The organism is uncultured Pseudosulfitobacter sp. (assembly GCF_963976325.1).
Taxonomy (GTDB): Bacteria; Pseudomonadota; Alphaproteobacteria; order Rhodobacterales; family Rhodobacteraceae; genus Pseudosulfitobacter.
In genome coordinates this window covers 586,707-612,113 of record NZ_CAXBJW010000002.1, presented here as the reverse complement: position 1 = coordinate 612,113, position 25,407 = coordinate 586,707, and the positions used below count along the sequence as shown (strand labels likewise).

The window sequence follows — 25,407 nt, the reverse complement described above, 5'->3', positions numbered from 1 at the left end:
GCCCGCGCAAGCGGTTCACCATGGAGGTGCCCGGAAGATATGCCCATGTTGAATGCATCGCTGAAAAAAGAGGCGCCCCAGACAGGCGGCGACCGGCAGGATTTGCTGCCCAAGACACCGGCGCATCAGGCCGTCTATGCCAGGATGCGCGACGCCATCCTGTTCGGCGATCTGGCCCCCGGTCAACCGATCACAATTCAGGGTCTGACAACCATGCTGAACGCCGGCATGACCCCCGTCCGCGAGGCGATCCGCAAACTGACAGCCGAAGGCGCGTTGGAAATGCAGGGCAACCGCCGGGCGTCGGTGCCGGTTCTGGACCTGCATACGTTGGAACAGCTTGAATTCATGCGCTTAAATCTGGAACCCGAGCTGGCATTTCGCGCCACCGCGCACATCGACAGCGCCGATATTGACCGGCTGACTCAGATCGACGACAGCCTGAACGACGCCATTGATGCGGGGGATGTCAGCGGGTATTTGCGGCTGAACCACGCCTTTCACATCACCCTTTATGCAGTTGCACAGGCCCCGATTCTGGCCCAATCCGCCGATGCGCTTTGGCTGCGGTTCGGGCCGTCTCTGCGGGTGGTCTGCGGCCGGTTTGGCACGTCGAACCTGCCCGACAAACACGCCGAGCTTCTGGATGCCCTGAAACACGGCAACGCCGACGCCGCCCGCGCCGCCACCGCCGAAGACATTCTTCAGGGCGTGATACAGGTGCGCGCCGCCCTGTCAGAAGAGTCGGCAACACGGTGATTCGGCCCTTGTCTGATTGACAGTTCGGAATTTGATCATATTCTGTGTTGAACTTCATTTCTGATGAAAAGGACACCGTCATGGCCGCCATCACCAACCATTTGCCCACTGCCGAGTTGCAGGCGCTGGACGCCGCGCACCACATGCACCCCTTTACCACCAACAACGAACTGGCGGCCAAAGGTGCACGCATCATCACCCGCGCAGATGGCGTTTACCTGACCGACAGCGAAGGCAACCACATTCTGGACGGGATGGCCGGGCTGTGGTGCGTCAACATCGGCTATGGCCGTGGCGAGCTGGCCGATGTGGCGGCACGGCAAATGCGCGAACTGCCGTTCTACAACACCTTCTTCATGACATCGCATGCGCCGGTCATCGCACTGGCCGCCAAGATCGCTGAACTGGCGCCTGCGCATCTGAACCACGTGTTCTTTGCCGGGTCCGGGTCCGAGGCGAACGACACCAACATTCGCATGGTCCGCACCTATTGGGCGCAAAAGGGCAAGCCGTCAAAATCCATCATCATCAGCCGCAAGAATGCCTACCACGGGTCCTCCGTCGGGTCGGGCAGCCTGGGCGGCATGACCCCGATGCACGAACAGGGCGGCCTGCCGATCCCTGACATTCACCACATCAACCAGCCGAACTGGTGGGCCGAGGGCGGCACATCCACACCCGAAGATTTCGGCCTGCAACGTGCGCAGGAACTGGAACAGGCGATTCTGGAAATGGGCGAAGACCGCGTTGCTGCCTTTATCGCGGAACCGATCCAGGGTGCCGGCGGTGTGATTGTGCCACCGTCGACCTACTGGCCCGAAATCCAGCGGATTTGCGACAAATACGAAATTCTGTTGATCGCCGATGAGGTCATCTGTGGCTTTGGCCGCACCGGCGAATGGTTCGGGTCGACCACCGTGGGGATCAAACCCGACATCATGACCATCGCCAAGGGCTTGTCGTCCGGTTACCAGCCCATCGGCGGGTCGATTGTGTCGGACGAGGTGGCCGAGGTGATGAACGCCTGTGAATTCAATCACGGCTACACCTATTCCGGTCACCCCGTTGCCAGTGCCGTCGCGCTGGAAAACCTGCGGATCATGGAAGACGAAAACATTCTGGACCACGTCCGCAACGTCGCCGCCCCTGCACTTGCCGAGATGTGGCACGGTCTGGGCGATCATCCGATGGTGGGCGAAACCAAGATTGTCGGCATGATGGCGTCGCTGGCGCTGACACCCGACAAGGACAGCCGCGCCAAATTTGCAGCCGACGCAGGCACCGCCGGTTTCATGACGCGCGAGCGTTCCTTTGCGAACAACCTGATCATGCGCCACGTCTACGACCGCATGGTCATCTCGCCGCCGCTGGTCATCACGCCCGAAGAGATCACCGAAATGGGCAAACGTGCCCGCACCGCGCTGGACGAATCCCATGCGCTGATGAAAGACCAAGGGCTGTTCAAAGCCGCGTCGTAAGGCGTCAGGTGCCGCTCATCAGCGGTTCCAGCATCGCCAGACAGGCTTTCATCTGGTCGATCTCGACGAACTCATCCGGTTTGTGGGCCTGGGCAATATGTCCCGGCCCGCACACCACCACATCCATCCCCATTTCCTGAAACAACCCCGCCTCGGTTCCGAAGGGGACCAGTTCGGCGCTGTTGGTGCCCAAAAGGCCCGCCAGCAGATCGCGGGCGGTGTTCACTTCCATGGGTTCCAGCCCCGCGACCTCGCCAATCGTTTCGGTGCGAATGTCGGCCTGCGGATAGATCGCGCGCATCATCGGCAGCATCTCGTCCTCGACAAAGGCCGCGATGCTTTGTTGTACGAAACGGGCGTCATCTTGTACAACAGGGCGCATTTCCCATTCGACCTCGGCCTTGCCCGCGATCACGTTGTGCGCCACGCCACCTGACACACGACCGATGTTGATCGTGGTCCACGGCGGTTCGAACCGGCTGGTCACTGGCGCGCGCGCCATCAGATCGGAGCGCAGTTCCAGCAGGCGATTGACATAGCGCACAGCGTATTCGGCAGCGTTCACACCGCGCCCCGGATCGCTGCCGTGTCCTTCAAGACCGGTAAAGTGGGTGGTGTATTCGCAACAGCCCTTGTGCCCTTCGATCACCCGCATACCCGTGGGTTCCCCGATCACCGCCATAGCGGGCTGCAACCCGCGCGCCTGCAATTCAGGCACCAAAGCCCGCGCACCCAGACAGCCGACCTCTTCGTCATAGGTAAAAGCGAAATGCACCGGCTTTTTCGGCGTCACCTTGCCCGCCATCACCACGGCGGCGGCGATAAACCCCTTCATGTCACAGGTGCCGCGGCCGTAAAGCCGCCCATCGCCCTCGCGCATCTCGAAGGGGTCGGATGACCAGTCCTGATCCGCGACCGGCACAACATCGGTGTGCCCGCTTAGCATCAGACCACCCGGCGCGTCGGGGCCGATGCTGGCCCACAGGTTCGCCTTGGCACCGCAAGGGGACAACAGCACATCGGTGCGTGCGCCCGCGTCTTCCAGACGGGTGGCCAGTTCGGCGATCATCGCCATATTGCTGTCCGCCGACACGGTGGGCATCGCGATCAACTGCCCAAGCAAATCAACGGTTTTGCGCAGACTCATGGTTTGACGAACATCTTGCGGGGACGGTCGCAGAAACATTCCGCCGGACCGTTTTCGGTGATGCGGATGCTTTCGGTGATCTCAAGACCCCAGTCCGCCATCCACAGCCCGGGCATGAAGTGAAAGGTCATGTTCGGTTCCAGCACGGTTTCGTCGCTGACCCGCAGGGAAATCGTGCGCTCGCCCCAGTCGGGCGGATAGCTTAGCCCGATGGGATAGCCGCAGCGTTCGCCGCGTTCGATCCCCGCCGCTTCCAGCGGTGCGGCCAGGGCATTGGCGATGTCACAGGCGCGGTTGCCTGCGCGGGCCGCGTTCAGGCCGGCCTCAAGCCCTTCGACCAATGCCGCCTCGGCCCGTTTCAGGAAATCGGGCGGCGTGCCCAGAAACAGCGAACGGCAGAACGGCGCGTGATAGCGGCGATAGCAGCCCGAGATTTCAAAGAATGTGGCCTCGCCCGTTTCAAAGGGACGGCCATCCCATGTCAGGTGCGGCGCGGCGGCGTCCGATCCCGACGGCAACAGCGGCACAATCGCCGGATAATCGCCCCACGCGCCATCCACACCCCGCACCGCGTCGCGGTAAATCTCGGCCACGACTTCATTCTTGGGCACGCCGGGTTCGACCCGTTCCAGCAGGCCATCAATGATCTTTTCCGAAATCCGGGCGGCATTGCGCATGTATTCAAGCTCGGGCTCGGATTTCACACCGCGTTTCCAGTTTACCATGGCCGTGGCATCGGTGAACTGCGCGTCAGGCAGGCTGGATTGCATCACGGCAAAGGCCTTGGCCGAGAAGTAATAGTTGTCCATCTCGACGCCGATGCGTTCCGCACCCAGATCTTGCAGGATGCCCGCCAGTTCCTGCATCGGATGGCGTTCGGTGGATTGCACGAAATGATCGTCGTATCCGCGCACGTGGTCGTCATCCATCCAGACCGTGCGCCGCGCGCCGGCGGCATCCTGACGCCGCCCCCACCAGATCGGATCGCCTTCGCCGCGCAGGATCACGCCCTGGTGCACATAAAATGACCATCCATCATATCCGGTCAGCCACGCTTGGTTGCTGGGGTCGGTGACAAACAGCGTGTCGATCCCCGCGGCATCCATCGCGCCGCGCACAAGAGCGATGCGCCGATCATATTCGTCAGCGGTAAAAGGCAAGTTTTTTATGATCATGGGCGTGCTCCGTTTTCAGAAACTTGCGTTTTGTCGTCTCGGGACGCAACACCTATCGGTGAGGGGCGATTCCCGATGTCGCAGACGGCATCGCACAGGTCGTGTTAGGCAGGCTATTGTCCTGATATTCGGGATTTAACGAAAAATAAGCCTGTATTGAGGGCACAACCAACTGTTTTTCAGCAATCCGGTTGCAATACTGGACCATGGTCGTTTTACTTAGATCCAACAAGGCGGGTTCACCGTCGTCATAAATTCAGGGAGCCTGATTTGGCTAACACATCGACCGATGCGGCGTTCGTTGAATTCGAACGCGTGCAAAAAAGCTATGACGGCGTAAACCTCGTCGTCAAAGATTTGAACCTTTCCATGCCACGGGGTGAGTTTCTGACGATGCTCGGCCCATCCGGTTCGGGCAAGACAACTTGCCTGATGATGCTGGCAGGATTTGAAACCGCAACCCATGGTGACATCCGTCTGGGCGGAACGTCGATCAACAACATTCCACCGCACAAGCGCGGCATTGGCATGGTGTTCCAGAACTATGCGCTGTTCCCGCATATGACGGTTGCCGAAAACCTGGCCTTTCCGCTGGAAGTCCGCAAAATCGGCAAGTCCGAGCGCGAAGAGAAAATTCACCGCGCCCTTGGCATGGTGCAGATGAACGATTTCGCCGGCCGCCGCCCCACGCAATTGTCGGGTGGCCAACAACAACGGATCGCCCTGGCCCGCGCGCTGGTGTTCGAACCCGAACTGGTTCTGATGGACGAACCGCTGGGCGCGCTGGACAAGCAACTGCGCGAAACCCTGCAATTCGAGATCACCAAGCTGGCACACGATCTGGGCATTACCGTGGTCTACGTGACCCACGACCAGACCGAAGCGCTGACCATGTCCGACCGCGTTGCCGTGTTCGAAAACGGCCGCATTCAGCAATTGGCGCCGCCCGACCAACTGTACGAAAAGCCTGAAAACAGCTTTGTTGCCCAGTTCATCGGTGAAAACAACACGCTGATGGGCGAGATCAAAGAGATCAGCAATGGCACGGCTGTTGTGCAACTGGACGGCGGCGATCTGATCGACGCAGTTCCGGTGAACGTCAGCGAAGTGGGCGAACGCACGCGCGTGTCGATCCGCCCCGAACGGGTCGAGATGAACAAGGGCCGCCTGATGCCCGGCGCACGGACGCTGAAGGCCGAAGTGCTTGAGTTCATCTATATGGGCGATATTTTCCGCACCCGTCTGCGTGTGGCCGGCTCTGATGACTTTGTCATCAAAACCCGGAACGCACCGGATCAGGCGCGCCTGACACCTGGCACCCAGATCGAAATCGGCTGGTTGCCCGAAGATTGCCGCGCCTTGGACGCGTAAAGTCCCGGACACGGCTGGCGCATCCCTGCGGGGAGGCGCCCGATACGAGGCTGTGATCAAGCCCAATCATGGCCTCCAAACCCAAGTGGGCATACAAACGGGAGAACTATCAATGAACTTGATGAAAACGCTACTTGCGTCTTCTGCACTTACAGCCGCTGCTACAGTTGCTTATGCACAAGAAATGTCCAACGAAATGACCATCGTTTCATGGGGCGGCGCATACCAAAACAGCCAGCTCAAAGCATATGTTGAACCCTATGTTGAGATGCACCCCGAAGTGACCGTTGTTTGGGACGAAAGCTCGAACGAAGCGGTCGCCAAACTGCGCGCCATGAACGAAGCCGACAACATCACCTGGGATCTGGTCGACGTTGTGGCCGCTGACGCCATCCGCCTGTGCGACGAAGGTCTGGCGATGGAATATGATCCCGACGAACTGCTGGCCGAAGGCGATGACGGTTCCTCGGCTTCGGATGACTTCGGTGATCTGATCGTGTCCGACTGCTACATTCCGCAGATCGTCTATTCGACAACATTCGGTTACCGCACGGACATGGTGCCCGAAGGTGTCGATGCCCCCAGCAGCATCTGCGACGTGTTCGACCTGGAAACATATCCTGGCAAGCGTGCGCTGGAAAAACGCCCGATCAACAACATGGAATGGGCTTTGCTGTGTGACGGCGTCGCCAAAGACGAAGTCTATGACGTGCTGGCAACCGGCGAAGGCCAGGACCAGGCTCTGGCCAAACTCGACACCATCAAAGACAGCGTTGTCTGGTGGTCGGCTGGTGCGGACACGCCCCAACTGCTGGCAGATGGCGAAATCTTCATGGGTTCGACCTATAACGGTCGCCTGTATTCGGTCATCGAAGAGCAGGACCAGCCCGTTGGCATGATGTGGGACGCTCAGGTGTTCGACCTTGACGGCTGGATCATTCCCGCCGGTCTGCCGGACGACAAACTGGCCCGTGTCAAAGACTTTGTTAAATTCGCAACAGACACACAGCGTCTGGCGGATCAGGCCAAGTACATCTCTTACGGTCCCGCACGTGCGTCTTCCGCACCCAAGGTTCCCGAGGACATGAAACAGCACATGCCGACCGATCCCGCGAACTCCGCGAACACGTTCCTGTACAACTACACGTTCTGGGCGGACTACCGCGACGACATCGACGCGAAATTCCAAGCGTGGCTGGCCCAATAAGCCCCGCTTGATCGCATGACTTCGGTGGGGGCCACATCCGGCCCCCACCACCCCCTCACCACCCTCCAAAGCGAGACCGATGATGAGCAACGTACCAAATCAAAACGCCGAAGACGGCCCGGTTATGGCCGCTGACGGCACACCGCTGAAACGCAGCCTTGCGCGCGCCCTGCGCCGCCAAAAGGGCCGCGCCCTGCTGCTGATTGCGCCGTTGCTGATCTTTGTCCTCGTGACCTTTATCATCCCCATCGGGTCGATGTTGTTCCGGTCGGTTGAAAACGACATCGTCGCCAACACGCTGCCGGACACGGTCCAGCGGCTGGCCAGTTGGGACGCCACGTCGGGCGACCTGCCTGCCGAGGGCGTCTATGAAGCGATGTATTACGACCTGTTCGTCGCCGCCGAAGCCAAGCGCCACACGCGCCTTGGGTCGCGCCTGAACTACGAAGAATCGGGTATATCCTCGCTGTTCCGCCAGTCGGGCCGCAGTGTCGACGATCTGGCCAAGGATGCCACCAAAGCACTGGAAGCGGCCGTGCCCGCCTTCAAAGATGGCGAAGCATGGTACGCCCTGATGAACGCAGGCAATGACGAGGCCAACACCGGCCTGCTGTCGGCCATGCGCGGCCGCGTCGGTCGGCTGAACGATAACAGCGCCGCGGGTGACATGGAATTCGCCCCCAACGCGCAGATGGCCGATGTTCTGCCCCTGACAACGCGCAGCTACACTGAATGGGCCGTCTACGAGGCCACCGAAGAAGAACGCGATCCGGCCACACGCGACCCGTGGGAGCTGGTGCCGCTGGCGCTGCTGCAAGAGTTGAAAACCGCAGACCTGTCCGGCCTGACCGGCACCCGCGCCGACCTGCTGAAACAGGCGCAGGCGGTCAATTTCGACATTCCGCCCTATTCCGAAGTTCTGGCCGACATCGACCCCGAATGGGGCACGGTTCTGCCGTGGGAAACCATCCAGACGCATTCGTCCAAATACACGGCCGGCTACTTCCTGAATGCCGTAGACGCGCAGAAAACGCCCGAAGGCTATGCGTGGCAGCCTGAAGACAAGCAGATCCTGCTGACGCTGTTCGGACGCACCCTGTTCATGTCGATGGTCATCACCTGCTCGTGCATCATGCTGGGCTATCCGGTGGCGTGGCTGCTGGCCAACCTGCCCACGGCCAAGGCCAATCTGCTGATGATCCTGGTGCTGCTGCCCTTCTGGACCTCGTTGTTGGTGCGGACATCGGCATGGAAGGTCATGCTGCAACAACAGGGTGTGATCAACGACGTTCTGGTCTGGCTGGGGCTGGTCGATGACGCCAACCGCCTGATCATGATCAACAACCAGTTCGGCACGATTGTGGCCATGACGCACATCCTGCTGCCGTTCATGATCCTGCCGATGTATTCCGTGATGCAAACCGTGCCACCCACCTATCTGCGTGCGGCCAAATCGCTGGGTGCAACGAACTGGACCGCCTTCTGGCGCGTCTACTTCCCACAGTCCATTCCGGGCATCGGCGCGGGCTCGATTCTGGTCTTCATCCTGTCCATCGGCTACTACATCACCCCCGAAATCGTCGGCGGGACCAAGGGCGTGTTCATCTCGAACCGCATCGCCTACCACATTTCGTCCTCGCTGAACTGGGGCCTCGCGGCTGCACTGGGGTCAATCCTGCTGGCGGTCGTTCTGCTCCTTTACTGGTGCTACGACCGGATCGTCGGCATCGACAACGTGAAACTGGGATAACTGATTATGGGCTTGCCTCCTTATGCAACGACGCCACAGCGGATCTGGTATTATTCCTTCCGCTTCATCTGTGCGCTGATCTTCATCTTTCTGATCACGCCGATCATCGTGGTGATGCCGCTCAGCTTCAACGCCGAGAACTTCTTTACCTTCACGCCGGAAATGCTGCGGCTGGACCCTGACGGTTATTCGCTGAAGCACTATCAGGACTTCTTTACCAACAACGAATGGCAACGCAGCCTGAAAAACTCGTTGATCATCGCGCCCTTTGCCACGTTTATCTCGGTGTCTCTGGGCACGCTGGCGGCCATCGGCCTGTCGCAATCCCACGTGCCGTTCAAGGGCACCATCATGGCGATCCTGATCTCGCCGATGATCGTGCCGCTGATCATCTCGGCCACCGGCATGTTCTTCTTCTACTCGACACTGGGCAACTGGCTGGAAACGACGCTTGGCCTGGACAAGAACTTTGTCGGCTACATCAAGGTGATCCTGGCCCACGCGGTGCTGGGCATTCCGTTCGTCATCATCACAGTCACCGCCACACTTGTCGGTTTCGACAATTCACTGACCCGCGCGGCGGCGAACATGGGTGCAAACCCGGTCACCACCTTCTTCCGCGTGCAAATGCCGCTGATCCTGCCCGGCGTCATCTCGGGCGGCCTGTTCGCCTTTATCACCTCCTTCGACGAAGTCGTCGTGGTCCTGTTCGTGGGTTCCGCCGGCCAGAAAACCCTGCCCTGGCAGATGTTCACCGGCCTGCGCGAACAGATCAGCCCGACGATCCTTGCGGTCGCCACGCTTCTGGTCGGCATCTCGATCATCCTGCTGACCGTGGTCGAACTGCTGCGCCGCCGCTCGGAACGTCTGCGCGGTATCGTCGAAAGCTAAGCTTCTTTTGGCACCAAATATCCCGGGGTCCGGGGCAGGGCCCCGGTCCTGCCCCTACCCACCGCGCAAACGCTCAAGCAACCGCAGCGACGCGTAGCCATCCGGCACCAATCCTTTGGACAATTGAAACCGACGCACCGCATCCACTGTCAGCGGGCCGATCTTGGCGTCGATCTTCTGTGTATCAAACCCCTGCGCCGTCAGCCGTTGCTGCAACTCGATCCGCTCGTCAAAGGTCAGCACCCTGTCGCCTCGTGGCCAGTCGGCGCGGAGTGCAGGGTCGCCACGCAGCCGGTCCGCCAGATAGCCCACACCGATCACATATGCATCAGCGGTGTTATAGGCCTCGATCGCTTCGAAATTGTCGAACACCAGAAACGCGGCCCCTTTGGCCCCCGCAGGCAGCAACACGGCCGCCGGTCCGTGGTCCGGCACCGCACCGCCAACACCGGTCACGCCCATGCCCGCCCAGACGGACGGCAGCTTGGTGATCTCGCGGTTGGCTTGGGTATAGTCGAACCCCTTGGGCAGCGTCACCTCGACGCCCCAGGGCATGCCTGTCTGCCAGCCGTGGTGCTTCAGATAGGCAGCCGTCGAGGCCAGCGCATCTGTGGGGTCGTCCGACCAGATGTCACGCTTGCCATCGCCGGTGAAGTCGACCGCATGGGCCAGAAACGACGTGGGCATAAACTGGGTATGCCCCATCGCGCCCGCCCAACTGCCGTTCATGCGGCTGGCGGACACATCCCCGTTTTCCAGAATCGTCAGCGCCGCCATCAGTTGTTCTTCAAAGAACGCCGACCGTCGTGTGTCATAGGCCAGCGAGGCCAGGCTTTGCACCGTGCTGTTTGACCCGCGAAACCCGCCATAGGCGCTTTCCAGTCCCCAGATCGCCGTGACCACATATTTATCAACACCGTATTTCGCTTCGATCCTGTCCAGCGTCGCGCCGTATTTGCGCATCGCGGCCTGACCGTTGGCGATGCGGGCGTCCGACACGGCGGTGTCCAGATAGTCCCAGATCGTTTTGGTAAACTCTGACTGGTTGCGGTCGCGGCGCACCACGTCGGCGTCAAAGGTCACATCGGCAAAGGCCGCGTCCAGCGTCGCCTGCCGGATGCCTTGCCCCATGGCGCGCGGGTAGAACCCCTTGATCCAGTCCTGAAAGCCCGCGTTTGTCAGCGTTTCAGTCTCTGCCACAGGGGTTTCGCCCACTGTCGTGTCATTGGCCGAGGCCGCCGGTTGCGGGCGCAGGACGGGGCGGATGGATGTTTCAGCCAGCAAATCGCCGCCAAGTCCGACGCCCAGCGCCGCTGCTGCTGTCAGGGAAAGATACCGCATGATGCCTCGATTCTCGCTGGTGTGGTCCGCGTGATTGGACGCAGGTTAGCGGCAAAACCCGGCTGCCGAAAGCGGTCAGGGGCCGTAGGGGTGGTCCTGTTCGGCCCTGATCCGCTCAAGATGCTGGCGCAGCAGTGATACGCGGTGCGGGCGAAAGCTGATGTCGGTGCGTTCCAGCGCGGACATCCGGTCCAGCCGGAACGACCGGAAATCCTGGCGCAGCAGGCACCACGCCAACAGCACGTTGTTCTGATCCAGATAGACAATCCCCAAGGGGCGCACGGTGCGCTGGGTCGCGCGGTTTTCGGCGTCGGAATAGTCGAACCGCACGCAGATTTCTTCCCAGGTCGCCGCGCGCAGGGCGCCGACGTCGATGGCCGGGTCGGTGCGCCTGCGAAACCGTTTGGCGTCCAGAACCGCGTGTTTCAGCCGGTGCGCCTGACGGGGCGGGACGCGGGCCTGTATCTTGACCAGCGCCGATTCCGCGGCCTTGGACAACGCCGGATCACCGATCACCGCCACGTCGCGCAGGCCCAGCACCAGCGCCTCAAGCTCGTCATCCTCGAACCCAAGCGGGGGCAGGGTCGCGTCCTCGATCAGGGTAAAGCCAAAGCCGGCCTCGCCGTCGATCACGGCACCCAAGCCGCGCAGCGCATCCATGTCGCGGTAAACAGTGCGCAACGACACATCCATGTCATCCGCCAACTGCTGTGCCGTGACCGGCGGAGGCAGGCGGCGCAGGTGTTGCATCAGTTGGAACAGGCGGTGGGTGCGACTCATGCTTGCGGTTATAGCACAACTCCTGTCAGATTTTGACAGGAGCCGGTATTAGCTGCGTTTCCGGCTGACCTTGCGTTTGATCTTGTCGGTTTTGCGTTTGCCCTTGGCCGCCTTGCGCCGTGGTGCACGGCCTGCGGGGGAACGGCTGCCGCCCTGGGGCATCTTTTCCCCGTCGATCGACAGCAGTTCCAGCGCCACGCCCCCTGTGACCGGCGTGGCTTCGGTCAGACGCGCGGTGACGCGTTGGCCGATGCTGATGGTCAGGCCGGTGTCGGCCCCCATCAACGTGCCTGCCTCGCGGTCGAAATGGAAAAACTCGCGCCCCAGCGTGCGGATCGGCACCAGACCGTCGGCCCCGCTGTCGTCCAGCTTTACAAACGCGCCGAACTTGGCCACGCCGCTGATGCGTCCGGTGAATTCATCGCCCACGCGTTCCGACAGGTAGGACGCCAGATAACGGTCGGTCGTGTCGCGTTCAGCGACCATCGACCGGCGTTCGGTGTCCGAAATATGCTGGCCTGTCTCTTCCAGCCGCTCGATGTCTTCGGGCTTCAGCCCGTCCTTGCCCCAGCCATGGGCCGTGACCAGTGCGCGGTGCACGATCAGGTCGGCATAGCGGCGAATGGGCGAGGTGAAGTGCGCATAGTTGCGCAGCGCCAGACCAAAGTGGCCAAAGTTCTGCGGCCCGTAATAGGCCTGCATCATCGACCGCAGGGTCGAGATGTTGATCAACTCGGCGTCTTCGGAGCCCGCAGCGGCATTCAACAGGTTGTTCAGGTGCGCGGTTTTCAACACTTGCCCCTTGGCCAGCGGAAACCCTGCCTCGAGCGCGGTTTCACGTAGCGCATTCAGCTTTTCGGGGCTGGGTTCTTCGTGCACGCGGAACAACAACGGCTGTTTCTTGGCGATCAGGGTTTCGGCGGCGGCGACGTTGGCCAGCACCATGAATTCCTCGATCAGACGGTGCGCATCCAGCCGTTCCTTGAAGTTGACCGAGCTGACGGTGCCGTCGTCTTCCAGCACGATCTGGCGTTCCGGCAGGTCCAGTTCCAGCGGCTGACGCAAATGGCGCGCTTTGACCAGCGCGGCATAGGCATCGTAGAGGGGCTGCAAAACAGGCTCTAACAAGGGGCCACAGCGGTCATTGGGATTGCCGTCAATGGCCGCCTGCACTTCTTCATAGTTCAGCGACGCGGGCGACCGCATCAGGCCGCGCACGAATTTGTGGCTTAGCTTTTCGCCCTGCGCGTCGATCTGCATCCGCACGGCGATACAAGCGCGTGGCACGCCCTCGTGCAGGCTGCACAGATCGCCGGACAGACGGTCGGGCAGCATCGGCACCACGCGGTCGGGGAAATAGGTCGAGTTGCCGCGCTTGCGCGCCTCGCGGTCCAGCGCCGAACCGGGGGTGACATAGGCCGCCACATCCGCAATCGCGACCCAGATGATATGTCCGCCTTCGTTCTTGGGGTCGTCGTCCGCATGGGCATAGCAGGCGTCGTCGTGGTCGCGCGCATCCCAGGGGTCGATGGTGACCAGTGGCATGTCGCGCAGGTCTTCGCGGCCTTTCAGGCCCATCGGCTTCATCGCGTCGGCCTCGGCGATCACCTCGTCGGGGAAATCGTCTGGAATGCCGTGCTGGCGGATGGCGATCAGGGACACGGCCTTGGGCGCAGAAGGATCACCCAGACGTTCCACGATGCGCGCGCGCGGCAGGCCCATGCGGGCGGGGCCGGCCAGTTCAGCCTCGACCAGCTCGCCGTCCTTGGCGCCACCCGTGGCATCAGACGGCACCTGCCATTCCTTGTCGGCGCCCTTGTCCACCGGCAGGATACGCCCGCCTTCGGCTGTCTTGCGGAATACGCCAAGGATCTTCTTGGGGTTGGTGCCAACCCGCCGGATCATCCGCGCCTCGTAATTGTGGTCCTCTGCCGTGACCACGGTCAGACGCGCCAGAATACGGTCGCCTTCGCCCAGCGCCGGATCGGACGCGCGGGTGATCATCAGCACCACGGGTTCAACGCCCTCGCCATGCCATTCCAGCGGACGCGCGAACAGGTCGCCGTTGCTGTCGGGGGGCAATACCTGCAAAATGCTGACGGGCGGCAGGCGGTCGGGGTCCTGATAGGTCTTTTTGCGCTTTTCCAGATGACCTTCGTCTTCCAGCTCGCGCAGCAGGCGTTTCAGGTCGATCCGGGCCGCGCCTTTGATCCCGAAGGCCTTGGCGATGTCACGCTTGGCGGTCAGGGTCGGATTGGCGGCAATCCAGTCGAGGATCTCGGGTTTTGAAGGTATACGGCTCATACCTCCGAGGTAGCACGGGCATGGGGCAGCGTCATGGGCTATTTATCATGTCACGAACGGGGCAGATCGGCGGCGGTGTCCACATCGTGCAGGGTCGCGATCCGGGCGATGCGCAGGCCGGACAGCGTGGCGCGGGTGTCGGCCAGCGCGTGCTCGGTCGACCAGCGGACGCCGTGGAACAGCCCACGCGGCAAGGGACGCGCGCGGCGCAGGCCGATCAGCCAGTAGCCGCCATCGTGGGCAGGGCCAAAGACGGCGTCGTGATCGCCCAGCGCCTTGAACGCTTGGGCGATGTGCGCGCGGGTGATGCCCGGCACGTCAGCCCCGATCACACAGACCGGCCCGCCCGCCTGTGCCATCATCCGCGCCATCCGGTCGCCCAGATCACCCTGCCCCTGCGGCCAGCGTGGCAGATGCGCAGGCCAGACGCGGCTGGCCATGCCCGCACGGTCGGGGGCAACGGCCAGAACCGTGGTCCAGCGCGGGTCGTCGATGGTGCGCAGCAGGCGGCGGACCTGATGGCGGAACCACCATGCGGCGGCGGTCATGCCGATGTCGCGGCCAAGCCGGGTTTTCACACGACCCGCCCGCGGCTCTTTGAGCATGACCACCAGAGTCGGCTTCACAAGGTCAGTTCCATGTCGCGGTGACGAATGCCTGCATCCAGGTAGACAGGTCCATAGGCGGAAAAACCCAGCTTTTCATAGAAGGGAATCGCATATTCCTGCGATCCCAGCTTGGCCCGCGTCACGCCCGCCTGATCCCGCGCCACCTCCAGCGCCGCGCGGATCAGCGCGGCCCCAAGGCCCGTACCGCGCTGGTCTTTCAACACGCAGACGCGGCCGATCTTGGCCGTGTCGTCCAACAGGATGATCCGCGCCGACCCGACGGGACGGCCCGCGTCGGTGGCCAGGATGTGCAGAGCGTCGTCGTCCAGATCGTCGATCTCGTCCGCCTCGGGCACCTGCTGTTCCTCGATGAACACCGTGCGCCGCAGCGCATGACAGGCGTCGATGTCGCGGGTCAGCGCAATCTGGACCGTCATGCGAAATAGTCGCGCAGGATGCGGCCATAGATCGCCTTGAGCTGGTGGATATGTTCGACACGCACGTGTTCGTCCACCTGGTGCATCGACTGGCCGACAAGGCCGAATTCGACCACCGGGCAGTGATCTTTCACAAACCGCGCATCGGACGTGCCGCCGGTGGTGGACAAAACGGGTTTCACCCCGGTTTCCGCCTGAACCGCTGTGCTGACCAGCGTTGACAGATCGCCGGGGGGTGTCAGGAACGCCTCGCCCGAGACCTTGATGCGCATGTCGATTTTCACGCCGAACTCTTCGATCACCTGTGCGACGTTCTCTTGCAGCCACAGGCTGAGGCTGTCGCCCGAGTGGATGTCGTTGAACCGGATGTTCACACAGGCCGAACAGGCGGCGGGGATCACGTTGGTGGCGGGGTTGCCCGTGTCCACCGTAACCACGGCCAGCGTCGAGGGGTCGAAATGGTCGGTGCCCTCGTCCAGCGGATAGCTGGCCAGCCGGTCCATCAGCCGCACCATCGCGGGCAGCGGGTTCAGCGCGCGGTGGGGATAGGCAGAGTGGCCCTGTTTGCCGGTCACCTCGAACCAGGCGGTCATCGACCCGCGTCGGCCGATCTTCATCATGTCACCCATGTTTTCGGGGCAGGTCGGTTCGCCCACCAGACAGACGGACATCGCCTCGCCCTGTTTGTCCATATAGTCCAGCAATGCGGTCGTCCCGTCCTCGGCGTCGGCTTCTTCGTCGCCGGTGATCGCCAGAATGATTGCGCCATCGGGGGGCGTGTCCTGCACCAGATCAATCGCGGCCGCGGCAAAGGCGGCGACGCCCGATTTCATGTCCGTGGTGCCGCGCCCGTACATCACGCCATCAACCACATCGGCGGAAAACGGCGGATGGGTCCACGCGGCGGTATCGCCCACAGGCACCACATCGGTGTGACCGTTAAAGCCAAAGGTGCGCGCGTGGCCCTTGTCGCCCCAGCGGGCAAACAGGTTGCGAATGCCGCCGCGATCCGCCCAGGACACGGCAAAACCGGCCTGTGTCAGAGCATCGGACAGCACATCCAGCGCACCGTCGTCCGCAGGTGTGACAGAAGCGCATTTGACCAGATCGGCGGTCAGTCGGGCGGGATCAATGGGGGGCATTTGGTTTCCTTGGGTCAGTTGTGCTGCGCGGCCATCACAGGATTGTGGCGAAATCGGCACGAAACCGCGCTCTTTACATGGCGTTTTTGTTAACAAACTCCAAAAATACATGCTAGGCTTGCCGCAATAACATGACCCGAGGCAGGGCATTCAGCAGTACCGCCATCAACGTATGGCACAAACATGCAAAAATCGCATGGTGTAATGGGCACAGGATAACTGTGCGCTGCTGGCTGATCTGTCTCGTCTAAGGGCAAGAGGCAGACATGGCATCAGCAAGAGAACTTCCCATCCAGACGATGCGCGAAGGCGTCGACGCGACAGATATGGCGAACACCATCTTTGGCGATGGCGTGCAGGTCGTTGACGCAACCTATCACGGGGACCGTGATTCCGCCGGTATCTATACCAATGGCGACAATGTATCGCCGGGCGCCACCCCCAGCGACACCGGCGTGATCCTGTCGACCGGCAACGCAGAGGACTACACCTCGGGAAGCTGGTGGGGGGGCTCGAACACGAACACGTCGGGGGACACTTCGACCAACACGTCGGGCGTGAACAACAACCGCGATTTTAACGATGCTGCCGGCACCAAGACCTATGACGCCGCGTGGCTTGATGTCGATTTCATCCCCACCGGCGACGTGATGACGATGCAATTCGTGTTCTCGTCCGAGGAATACCCCGAATTCCAGAACTCGGTCTATCAGGACTTTGTCGGCGTCTGGATCAACGGACAGTTTGTTGAAATGTCGATTGGCGATGGCGATACCGACCCTGGTAACGTCAATGAAACCAATAACTTCAACATGTATCTGGACAACACCAACGACACCTACAACACCGAGATGGACGGGCTGACCATCACCATGACCCTGACGATCCCGGTGATCTCGGGTGTGATCAACTCGATCCGCATCGGCATCGCGGATGTGTCCGACCAGAATTATGATTCGAACCTGCTGATCGCCGCGGATTCGGTGCAGACACAACTGGTGGCCAACACCGATGACGCGCACGTGGCACCCGATGGCACCAAGGTTGTCGATGTGCTGGCAAACGACGTGAACAATGGCAGCGGCACGCTGACCATCACGCACATCAACAATGTGGCCGTGGTTGCCGGGCAAACGATCACCCTGCCGACCGGCCAGCAGGTGATGCTGAACGCCGATGGCACGCTGACGCTGATCGGCGATGGCGATGCCGAGGATTTCAACTTTACCTACAAGGTCAGCAACGGCGACAACACCGACGTCGGTTACGTCAACGTCAGCTCGATCCCCTGTTTCGTGGCCGGCACGATGATCGCCACGCCCAACGGCGAAGCGCGCGTCGAACAGTTGGTGCCGGGTGATCTGGTGATGACCCAGGACGACGGCCCCCAGCCGCTGCGCTGGATCGGTCAGCGCACCGTGGCGGCGGCGGGAAAGTTCGCACCGATCTGCGTGCGCGCCAACACCTTTGGCAGCCACCGCGAACTGCTGGTGTCGCCCGAACACCGCATCCTGATCCGCGACAGTCTGGCCGAACTGCTGTTCGGCGAGGCCGAAGTGCTGGTTGCCGCCAAGGATCTGGTGAACGACCGTTCCGTGCGCGCCCGTGCAGGGGGCGAGGTGACCTATGTCCACCTGATGTTCGACAAGCATCAGGTGGTGTTTTCGGAAGGGCTTGCGACAGAGTCCTTCCTGCCGGGACCGCAGACCGAGAAGAGCTTTGAAAAAGACATTCTCGATGAGATTTGCGCCCTGTTCCCCGAACTCGACCCGTCAACCGGCGAGGGCTATTCCCCCGCCGCGCGCCGGACATTGAAACATTACGAAGCGGACCTGTGGCGCCGCGCACAGAAGGTGGCCTGAAGAATGGCTTGGATTGCACTGCTTGATACCCGCGAAGGTCGCTTTTGCGCCAACGGGCTTGGACTTGATCACCACGACGCACCCCAATGCGACATGACCGATGGCGCCATGATGGCGCGCGGCAGCCTGATGCTGGAAACCCGGATGTCGCCCGACGGCCGTCCGCAGGAACTGTTCGGCTTTTCCGCAGGGCACCCGTGGCCGCGCAGCCTGACGTTTCAGGCGATTCCCGGTGGCGGGATTTCGATGGTGCACAGCCATGACGGCACGGTTGTGCATGGTGCGATCCGCCGCAAGACATTTGCCCGCACCGACGTGCTGCGCGTGACCTATGCATGGGACACCGCGGCCAACTGGGCGCGGCTGTCGATCGAAGAACCCGAACAGGGCGAAGTATTGGCGGTGCCGATCAAGGACCCCAAACCGTTTCTGGTGTCGGACCTGCGCGACCTGATACTGGGGCAGACCGACCGGGTGCTGGCGCAGGACGTGATCTTTGCCGCTGTCTCCACCCAAGTGGAACCCATCGGCCCGATGCCGTCGCTGGACCCGTCGGTTATGGCGGCCACGCCGCACGGCTATCGCCCTGTCGGTGAATTGCAGCGTGGCGACACGGTGATGACCGGCAAATCGGGCGTTGTGCCCGTGTTGCACCGCATCGACCGCACCGTGCCTGCGCGCGGCAGCTTTTCCCCTGTGCGGTTGCGCGCGCCCTATTTCGACCTGCAACAGGACATCGTTGTGGCCCCCGATCAACGGCTGATGCTCAGCGGGTCGGACGTGGAATATTTGTTCAACCAAGAGGCGGTTCTGGTCCCTGCGCGTCACCTGATGAACGGCCACGCGGCGCATCCCGCGCCCTGCGGGCCGGTGATCACCTATACCCAACTGCTGTTGCCGGGCCATGAAACCTTGCTGACTGCGGGCACCTGGGCCGAAAGCCTGTACATCGGGCGGCTGCGTCGCAAGACCGACCTGCTGGAAAACAGCGCCCTGCGCGATCTGGAACGCAGCGCCCTGCCCGAACACGGGAAACCGGCCTATTCAGTGCTGAAATGGTTCGAAGCGATCACTTTGACCGACCAACGCGCCGCCTGAAGCCATCGCACCCTTGCGAGGTCAACTTCCTTGCGCTACCCCCGTAGGAAACGACGGGGTTGGCGAATGATCCGTAATTTTCTAGCGATCCTTTTCGCCTGCTGCCTCTTGTCAGAGGCAGCGGCACAGGATCTGACCATCGCAACCGTCACGCGTCCGCCTTTTTCCATGGTCGAGAACGGCGATGACACCGGATTTTCCATAGAACTGTGGCACGAGATCGCGGCCAAGCTGAACCGCCCCTATCAGGTTGTGCGCTACGACAGCTTTGGCGACATGTTGGGCAGTGTCAAAGACGGCACCGCCGATGCTGCCATTGCCAACATCTCGATCACCGCGGGGCGCGAGCTGGAGATGGATTTTTCACAGCCGATCTTTGCATCAGGCCTGCAAATCATGGTGCACCCCCAAGGCGGCAGCGCCGGGTCAATCTGGTCTGCGCTGCTGTCATGGGATCTGTTGGTGGCCATCCTGGGCGCTTTTGCGCTGTTGCTGGCCGGTGGGATGCTGATGTGGCATTTTGAAAAACGGTCCCAAGACTATTTCGACCGGCCCCTGCGGCAGGCGATTTTCCCGTCCTTCTGGTGGGCGCTGAACCTGGTGGTGAACGGCGGGTTCGAAGAACGGATGCCACGCAGCGCCTTTGGCCGGGTGTTCGGCGTGCTGCTGGTGATCTCGTCGCTGTTCATCGTGTCGTTGTTCGTGGCCCATATCACCGCGGCCATGACGGTCGAGGCGATCAACGGGTCGGTCGGGTCGATCAACGATCTGTATGGCAAACGCGTCGGCACCATCGAAGGCAGCACAGCGCAGGTGTTCATGGAGGCGCGGGAGCTGCGGTCCGAAGGGTCGCCCGATCTGGCGGCGCTGATCGAGAAATTCGAGACAAACCAACTGGACGCCGTCGTTTTTGACGCGCCGGTGCTGGCCTATTACGTCAACACGGCGGGGGCCGGATTGGCCGAGCTGACCGGATCGGTGTTCAAAGGTGAAAACTATGGCGTCGCGTTGCCCACCAACAGCGAGTTGCGCGAGGACATCAACCAGGTGCTGCTGAGCCTGCGCGAGGACGGCACCTATGCCGAAATTTACCGCAAGTGGTTTGGCGAAAGCCCCTAAAGCTTGTCGTAGAAGGGCGTGACCTGCGCCACGATCACCGCATTTTCGTCCAGCGCCTGCTGCATCAATGCGCGCTCTTCATCGTCGATTTCGTGGCCTTCTTCTTCGCGTTCCGCCAGCGTGCCGTAGCCGGTCACGTCCAGCGGCGCGGTGTCGGCCTGTTTCAGGATCGCCACGGTTTCGCGCACGGCTTCGGCCTCGTCCACGCCGCTGGCAAAACACATCAGCGCGGCACCGGTTGCCTTGTCGGGCAAGCCGTCGCCCTTTTTGCGGCCGATCTGGACCAACAGGGTATAGACCTGCTGGCGCGAGGGTTTCTTGGGTTTTTTGGGTTCAGACATGAAAAAGGCCGCCGCATTAAGATGCGGCAGCCCTATCGTGTTCTTGTCGTCCTGAAAAGGGTTCAGGCGCGGCCGCGGATCAGCCGCGCGATCCAGATCAGCAAACAGGCACCGATGACGCCCACGATCAGTTGACCGATCCAGCTGCCCAGCGTGGCACCGACGATGGCCACCAGCAGAAAGTTGGCGACGATGGCACCCACGATGCCCAGACCGATGTTTGCCAGCAGTCCCATGTTGGAATGCATGATTTTTTCGGCAATCCAACCCGCAAGGGCACCCACGATGATGGCGGCGAACCAACCCAAACCTGTCATGATGTCTCTCCAATTCAATTAAATTTGCTACGTTGAAGAGACAACAGATTTGAGGGGCTTTCGGTTCCCTTAGTCGCGCAGCAGCTCGTTGATCGACGTTTTCGAGCGTGTCTTGGCGTCGACTTTTTTCACGATCACGGCGCAGTACAGGTTCACGTTGTTTTTCGACGGCAAGGAACCCGCCACAACAACCGATCCCGCGGGCACTTCGCCATAGGTGATTTCGCCGGTTTCGCGGTCCACGATCTTGGTCGACTGGCCGATGAAGACGCCCATGCCCAGAACCGAGCCTTCGCGCACGATGCACCCTTCGACAACCTCGGAACGGGCACCGATAAAGCAGTTGTCTTCGATGATGGTCGGACCCGCCTGCATCGGCTCAAGCACGCCGCCGATGCCGACGCCACCCGACAGGTGCACGTTCTTGCCGATTTGTGCGCAGCTTCCAACGGTGGCCCATGCGTCAACCATCGTGCCTTCGTCAACGTAAGCGCCCAGGTTCACAAACGACGGCATCAGCACCACACCGGGCGCGATGAACGCGGATTTGCGCACCACACAGTTCGGTACAGCGCGGAAACCGGCGGCGCGCCACTGGTTGTCGCCCCAGCCTTTGAACTTGCTGTCGACCTTGTCCCACCAGCCGCCGGCCTGCGGGCCGCCGTCGTGTTGTTCCATGTCCTTGATGCGAAAGCCCAGCAGGACCGCTTTTTTGGCCCACTGGTTCACATGCCACGACCCGTCGGCCTGTTTCTCGGCAACGCGCAGCTTGCCACTGTCCAATGCGTTCAGCGTGTCTTCGATCGCCTCGCGGGTTTCGCCGGTGGTTGCCGGGGTGATGCTGTCGCGTTCTTCCCATGCGGCTTCGATGGCGGATTCAAGTTGAGCGTTGGACATGGCGTAAATTCCAGAGTTAGGACGTTTCAGCCCCTTTACCGTCTGAGCCGCTTTCGCGCAATGCACGCGGGCGACGCTTTGGCGGTCAATATCGCGTGGCCAATGCGGGCAAACCCATGCATGTTGCCCCTAACACCACACCGGAGACATTCATGACCGAAACTGCCCGCCACCCGCTGCGCCACGCAGGCGCCGACCGTTCCAAGGCGAAAGAAGTACCCGACACACCGCAAACCCGTTCATCCGCCTATCATCTGGCCTTTACCGATGACGATTTCATGTGCCGCGAAGAACTGCGGCCCGTGCGGTTGCAGCTTGAGCTGATGAAGCCCGCGTTGATGCTGGACGAACAGGGGATCAAATCCACGATCGTCCTGTTCGGCGGCGCACGCATTCCGGCCCCGGCGAAAAAGGACACCGCGCGCACCCAGACGCTGGCCGATCTGTCGCATTTCTATGATGTCGCCCAGGAATTCGCGCACCAGATGACGCTGAAGTCGATGGATGGCAGCGGGCAGGAGAATGTCATCGTCACCGGCGGCGGCCCCGGCGTGATGGAGGCGGGCAACCGTGGCGCGATGGAGGCGGGTGGCAAATCTATCGGTCTGAACATCGTTCTGCCGCACGAGCAGGCCCCCAACGAATACGTCACGCCCGAGCTGTGTTTCAACTTTCACTACTTTGCCATTCGCAAGATGCATTTCCTGATGCGCGCCCGCGCGATCTGTGTGTTTCCCGGTGGCTTTGGCACACTCGACGAGATGTTCGAGGCGCTGACCCTGATCCAGACCGGGCGCATGGAGCGCGTGCCCTTCCTGTTGTTCGGACGGGCGTTCTGGGAAAAGATCATCAACTGGGACGCGCTGGCCGATGCGGGTACGATCTCGGCCGAGGATCTGGACCTGTTCCGCTTTGTCGAAACCGCAGACGAGGCAGTCGAAGTGATCGACAACTGGTCAACCACAAAAGCCCGCGATTCAATTCCCGGACGATAATGGAACCTGCCGATGGGGGGATGCGTTGTACTGATGAAATTAGAATTCAGGAGGCCAATATGGCTAACATCGCATCCACCAAAGACAAAGATTCATCAGACGTTTCCGCACAGCTTGAGCTGATCAAAACGGACATGGCGCAACTGACGTCGCTGCTGGGTCAATTGACTGCCCAGAAGAAAGACGAGGCATCGGCCCGTGTGCGTCAAACCGTGTCCGATCTGAAAAACACGGCATCCGAGCAAGCAACCTATGCCCGTGTGCGTGCTTCCGAGACCGGCGACCACGTTCAGCAACTGGCCGAGGAATATTACGGTCAGGCAGAAGATGCCGTTCGCAAACAGCCTGTCATGGCCGTGGGCATCGCCGCTGGCGTCGGCTTTCTTGTGGGCTTGATGACATCGCGCCGGTCGTAAATCATGTTTTTGGGACTGCGATACCGCATCCACAAGGCCGTCCAGCGCTATGCGTTGGGCGGTTTGGGTGGTTTGATGGCCTTTGTTGGCCTGGGTTTTCTGTGCGCGTCCGGCTTTATGCTGCTGCTGACGGTCACCGATCCCATCACCGCCTGCGCGATCATCGGCTGTGCCTTTCTGGGCATCGGCCTGATACTGCTGTTCGCCGCCCGCAGACCGCGCGTGCCGGTGTCCGAAGCGTCGCTGGCCGCAACGCCGGGCGTTCAGGCAGGCGCACCGGGAACAGCACCGGGCACAAATGTGATGGCGCCGCTGGCTGTCGCTTTCGCACAAGGGATCGCCCAAGGCATGGCTGCGGGGCGTCGCCGCTAAGACCGGGTGGCTTAGGCCACCAGGTCCGCAGGCAGGGTACACACCGGAACGTGGTGCGGCAGGGTTTCGACAATCTGACCGTGCTGCGTGTCACGGACACAATAGCCATAGCCCGCGATGCGATGCTGCCATTCGCGTGTGGACAACGCCTTGGTGCGTTCGCGTGTGATCAAATCGACGACCTGCGCCACAACCGTGGGGTCTGTTTTTACAAATACCGACATTTCAAATCTCCTGTTTGTGCTTAAGTGCACGAACAGGATGCAAATGCTTGATGGCACAAATGGTGCACAATCAGCATTTCTTAAGGGCAACTGTGTCAGTCAGCGACACAATTGCCCGCGAAAGTTTAATTCAAGCCGGTTTCTGCCGCAATTTCACGGCGCGACTTGCGCGCGCGTTCGGTCGCGGATTTCAACTGACCACAGGCCGCCATGATGTCCTCGCCGCGCGGTTTACGCACGGGGCTGGCGTAACCGGCCTTGTAGACGATCTCGGAAAAGGCACGGATGCGGTTGTTGGATGACCGCTTGTAGGGGGCACCGGGCCATTCGTTGAACGGGATCAGGTTGATCTTGGCCGGGATGCCCTTGATCAGGTCGACCAGACGGTGCGCGTCCTCGTCGCTGTCGTTCACCCCGTCCAGCATGACGTATTCAAAGGTGATGCGTTCGGAATTGCTGACCTTGGGATAGGTGCGCAGCACGTCCAGCAGTTCGGCAATGTTCCAGCGTTTGTTGATCGGCACCAGCTTGTTGCGCACCTCGTCCGTGGTCGCGTGGAACGACACGGCCAACTGGCAGCCGATTTCTTCGGCTGTGCGCGCAATCTCTGGCACGACCCCAGACGTGGACAAGGTGATGCGGCGGCGCGACAACTGGATGCCCTCGGGGTCCATGGCGATCTTCATCGCGTCGCGCACGTTTTCAAAGTTGTACAGCGGTTCGCCCATGCCCATCAGAACGATGTTCGACAACAAACGCGCGTCTTCGGTGCGTTTGCCATGTTCGGGCCATTCGTCCAGATCGTCGCGCGCCATCATCACCTGACCGACGATTTCGCCTGCGGTCAGGTTGCGCACCAGCTTTTGCGTGCCGGTGTGGCAGAACGAACAGGTCAGCGTGCAACCGACCTGAGACGAGATGCACAGCGTGCCGCGCCCCTCTTCGGGGATATAGACGACCTCGACCTCGTGACCGCCCGCGATGCGCACCAGCCATTTGCGGGTGCCGTCGGTGCTGACTTGTTTGGACACGACTTCGGGGATTTCGATCACAAACGCGTCGGCCAGTTCGGCGCGGAACGCTTTGCTCAGGTTGGTCATCGCATCGAAATCGCGGACGCCCCATTGGTAAATCCACTGCCAGATCTGCCCGACGCGCATCTTGGCCTGCTTTTCCGGCGTGCCCATGGCGATCAGGGCTGCACGCATGGCGTCCCTCGTCATCCCGACAAGGTTCACGGGCCCTTCGGGCACTTTGCGGGGGATCGTCATAACGTCTTGGGTGATCGGCGCATCGGCTGACATCGGGCAACTCCGGGGTTCGGGTGATGCGCCTCTATATAGGAATGCGGGGCAGGATCAAAAGGATTCGCCCCG

General features: G+C 61.2%; 24 protein-coding genes and 1 pseudogene. 12 read left to right on the top strand and 13 right to left on the bottom strand.

Annotated features, from left to right (window positions below):
- Positions 1-45 precede the first annotated feature (45 nt).
- The gene (locus AAC077_RS10170) at positions 46-759 is read left to right on the top strand and encodes a GntR family transcriptional regulator (protein WP_339769128.1); all 714 of its coding nucleotides are present in this window, start codon (positions 46-48) and stop codon (positions 757-759) included.
- A gap of 80 nt (positions 760-839) precedes the next feature.
- The gene (locus tag AAC077_RS10165; RefSeq protein WP_339769126.1) at positions 840-2,237 is read left to right on the top strand and encodes an aspartate aminotransferase family protein; all 1,398 of its coding nucleotides are present in this window, start codon (positions 840-842) and stop codon (positions 2,235-2,237) included.
- A gap of 4 nt (positions 2,238-2,241) precedes the next feature.
- Here the strand turns inward: AAC077_RS10165 and argE are convergent, their stop codons facing one another.
- Together argE and AAC077_RS10155 are read right to left on the bottom strand one after the other, a co-directional pair.
- A complete protein-coding gene (gene argE / locus AAC077_RS10160) occupies positions 2,242-3,384 on the bottom strand; it encodes an acetylornithine deacetylase (protein ID WP_339769124.1) in 1,143 nt (380 codons plus the stop codon).
- A complete protein-coding gene (locus AAC077_RS10155) occupies positions 3,381-4,559 on the bottom strand; it encodes a M24 family metallopeptidase (RefSeq protein ID WP_339769122.1) in 1,179 nt (392 codons plus the stop codon). Before AAC077_RS10155 ends, argE begins: the two co-directional genes overlap by 4 nt.
- Positions 4,560-4,829: 270 nt before the next feature.
- Between AAC077_RS10155 and AAC077_RS10150 the strand changes: the two genes are divergently transcribed.
- The 4 genes and pseudogenes from AAC077_RS10150 to AAC077_RS10135 all read left to right on the top strand — a co-directional run.
- The gene (locus AAC077_RS10150; RefSeq protein ID WP_339769121.1) at positions 4,830-5,930 is read left to right on the top strand and encodes an ABC transporter ATP-binding protein; all 1,101 of its coding nucleotides are present in this window, start codon (positions 4,830-4,832) and stop codon (positions 5,928-5,930) included.
- 112 nt (positions 5,931-6,042) lie between these two features.
- Entirely contained in the window at positions 6,043-7,137 is a 1,095-nt protein-coding gene (locus AAC077_RS10145; RefSeq protein ID WP_339769119.1) for an extracellular solute-binding protein, read from the top strand.
- A gap of 82 nt (positions 7,138-7,219) precedes the next feature.
- On the top strand, positions 7,220-8,887 hold the full coding sequence (locus AAC077_RS10140; protein ID WP_339769117.1) for an ABC transporter permease: 1,668 nt from the start codon (positions 7,220-7,222) through the stop codon (positions 8,885-8,887).
- A 42-nt stretch (positions 8,888-8,929) separates the two neighbouring features.
- A pseudogene (locus tag AAC077_RS10135) lies at positions 8,930-9,778 on the top strand (ABC transporter permease); the annotation flags it as partial.
- A 54-nt stretch (positions 9,779-9,832) separates the two neighbouring features.
- On the opposite strand, the gene AAC077_RS10130 reads toward AAC077_RS10135, so the two are convergent.
- The 6 genes from AAC077_RS10130 to dapE all read right to left on the bottom strand — a co-directional run bounded on the left by AAC077_RS10130 (position 9,833) and on the right by dapE (position 16,390).
- Positions 9,833-11,119, bottom strand: coding sequence for a lytic murein transglycosylase (locus AAC077_RS10130; RefSeq protein WP_339769115.1), 1,287 nt, complete (start codon positions 11,117-11,119; stop codon positions 9,833-9,835).
- A gap of 75 nt (positions 11,120-11,194) precedes the next feature.
- Positions 11,195-11,899: a YafY family protein gene (locus AAC077_RS10125; protein WP_339769112.1), complete on the bottom strand. Its 705-nt coding sequence runs from the start codon at positions 11,897-11,899 to the stop codon at positions 11,195-11,197.
- A 48-nt stretch (positions 11,900-11,947) separates the two neighbouring features.
- Complete coding sequence (gene rnr / locus AAC077_RS10120; RefSeq protein ID WP_339769110.1) at positions 11,948-14,203, bottom strand: ribonuclease R; 2,256 nt, start codon at positions 14,201-14,203, stop codon at positions 11,948-11,950.
- A gap of 50 nt (positions 14,204-14,253) precedes the next feature.
- Entirely contained in the window at positions 14,254-14,829 is a 576-nt protein-coding gene (locus AAC077_RS10115; RefSeq protein ID WP_339769108.1) for a TIGR04282 family arsenosugar biosynthesis glycosyltransferase, read from the bottom strand.
- Positions 14,826-15,248 carry a GNAT family N-acetyltransferase gene (locus AAC077_RS10110; RefSeq protein WP_339769106.1) on the bottom strand — a complete coding sequence of 141 codons (423 nt, stop codon included), beginning with the start codon at positions 15,246-15,248 and terminating at the stop codon, positions 14,826-14,828. The genes AAC077_RS10115 and AAC077_RS10110 overlap by 4 nt, the downstream gene beginning before the upstream one ends.
- Positions 15,245-16,390: a succinyl-diaminopimelate desuccinylase gene (dapE, locus tag AAC077_RS10105; protein ID WP_339769104.1), complete on the bottom strand. Its 1,146-nt coding sequence runs from the start codon at positions 16,388-16,390 to the stop codon at positions 15,245-15,247. The genes AAC077_RS10110 and dapE overlap by 4 nt, the downstream gene beginning before the upstream one ends.
- A 266-nt stretch (positions 16,391-16,656) precedes the next feature.
- Between dapE and AAC077_RS10100 the strand changes: the two genes are divergently transcribed.
- The 3 genes from AAC077_RS10100 to AAC077_RS10090 all read left to right on the top strand — a co-directional run bounded on the left by AAC077_RS10100 (position 16,657) and on the right by AAC077_RS10090 (position 20,469).
- Positions 16,657-18,252: a Hint domain-containing protein gene (locus AAC077_RS10100; protein ID WP_339769102.1), complete on the top strand. Its 1,596-nt coding sequence runs from the start codon at positions 16,657-16,659 to the stop codon at positions 18,250-18,252.
- Between the two features lie 3 nt (positions 18,253-18,255).
- Positions 18,256-19,350 (top strand): Hint domain-containing protein, encoded by a 1,095-nt coding sequence (locus AAC077_RS10095; protein ID WP_339769100.1) that lies wholly within the window; start codon positions 18,256-18,258, stop codon positions 19,348-19,350.
- A 66-nt stretch (positions 19,351-19,416) separates the two neighbouring features.
- Positions 19,417-20,469 (top strand): transporter substrate-binding domain-containing protein, encoded by a 1,053-nt coding sequence (locus AAC077_RS10090; protein ID WP_339769098.1) that lies wholly within the window; start codon positions 19,417-19,419, stop codon positions 20,467-20,469.
- Here the strand turns inward: AAC077_RS10090 and AAC077_RS10085 are convergent.
- From AAC077_RS10085 to dapD, 3 genes are all read right to left on the bottom strand, one after another.
- Positions 20,466-20,810, bottom strand: a complete 345-nt coding sequence (locus AAC077_RS10085; protein ID WP_339769096.1) for a hypothetical protein — start codon at positions 20,808-20,810, stop codon at positions 20,466-20,468. The genes AAC077_RS10090 and AAC077_RS10085 overlap by 4 nt on opposite strands.
- 62 nt (positions 20,811-20,872) lie before the next feature.
- Positions 20,873-21,127 (bottom strand): GlsB/YeaQ/YmgE family stress response membrane protein, encoded by a 255-nt coding sequence (locus AAC077_RS10080; RefSeq protein WP_339769094.1) that lies wholly within the window; start codon positions 21,125-21,127, stop codon positions 20,873-20,875.
- Between the two features lie 69 nt (positions 21,128-21,196).
- Positions 21,197-22,024, bottom strand: a complete 828-nt coding sequence (dapD, locus tag AAC077_RS10075; RefSeq protein WP_339769092.1) for a 2,3,4,5-tetrahydropyridine-2,6-dicarboxylate N-succinyltransferase — start codon at positions 22,022-22,024, stop codon at positions 21,197-21,199.
- Between the two features lie 152 nt (positions 22,025-22,176).
- On the opposite strand from dapD, the gene AAC077_RS10070 reads away from it, so the two are divergent.
- The 3 genes from AAC077_RS10070 to AAC077_RS10060 are packed head-to-tail and all read left to right on the top strand — an operon-like array spanning position 22,177 to position 23,807.
- A complete protein-coding gene (locus AAC077_RS10070; protein ID WP_339769090.1) occupies positions 22,177-23,019 on the top strand; it encodes a TIGR00730 family Rossman fold protein in 843 nt (280 codons plus the stop codon).
- Positions 23,020-23,078: 59 nt separating this feature from the next.
- Positions 23,079-23,435 (top strand): hypothetical protein, encoded by a 357-nt coding sequence (locus tag AAC077_RS10065; RefSeq protein ID WP_339769088.1) that lies wholly within the window; start codon positions 23,079-23,081, stop codon positions 23,433-23,435.
- Positions 23,436-23,438: 3 nt separating this feature from the next.
- Positions 23,439-23,807, top strand: a complete 369-nt coding sequence (locus AAC077_RS10060) for a hypothetical protein (protein WP_339769087.1) — start codon at positions 23,439-23,441, stop codon at positions 23,805-23,807.
- Between the two features lie 11 nt (positions 23,808-23,818).
- Here the strand turns inward: AAC077_RS10060 and AAC077_RS10055 are convergent, their stop codons facing one another.
- Both AAC077_RS10055 and rlmN read right to left on the bottom strand, forming a co-directional pair.
- A complete protein-coding gene (locus AAC077_RS10055) occupies positions 23,819-24,031 on the bottom strand; it encodes a hypothetical protein (protein ID WP_339769085.1) in 213 nt (70 codons plus the stop codon).
- A gap of 125 nt (positions 24,032-24,156) precedes the next feature.
- Positions 24,157-25,335 (bottom strand): 23S rRNA (adenine(2503)-C(2))-methyltransferase RlmN, encoded by a 1,179-nt coding sequence (gene rlmN, locus AAC077_RS10050; protein WP_339769083.1) that lies wholly within the window; start codon positions 25,333-25,335, stop codon positions 24,157-24,159.
- Positions 25,336-25,407: the final 72 nt, after the last annotated feature.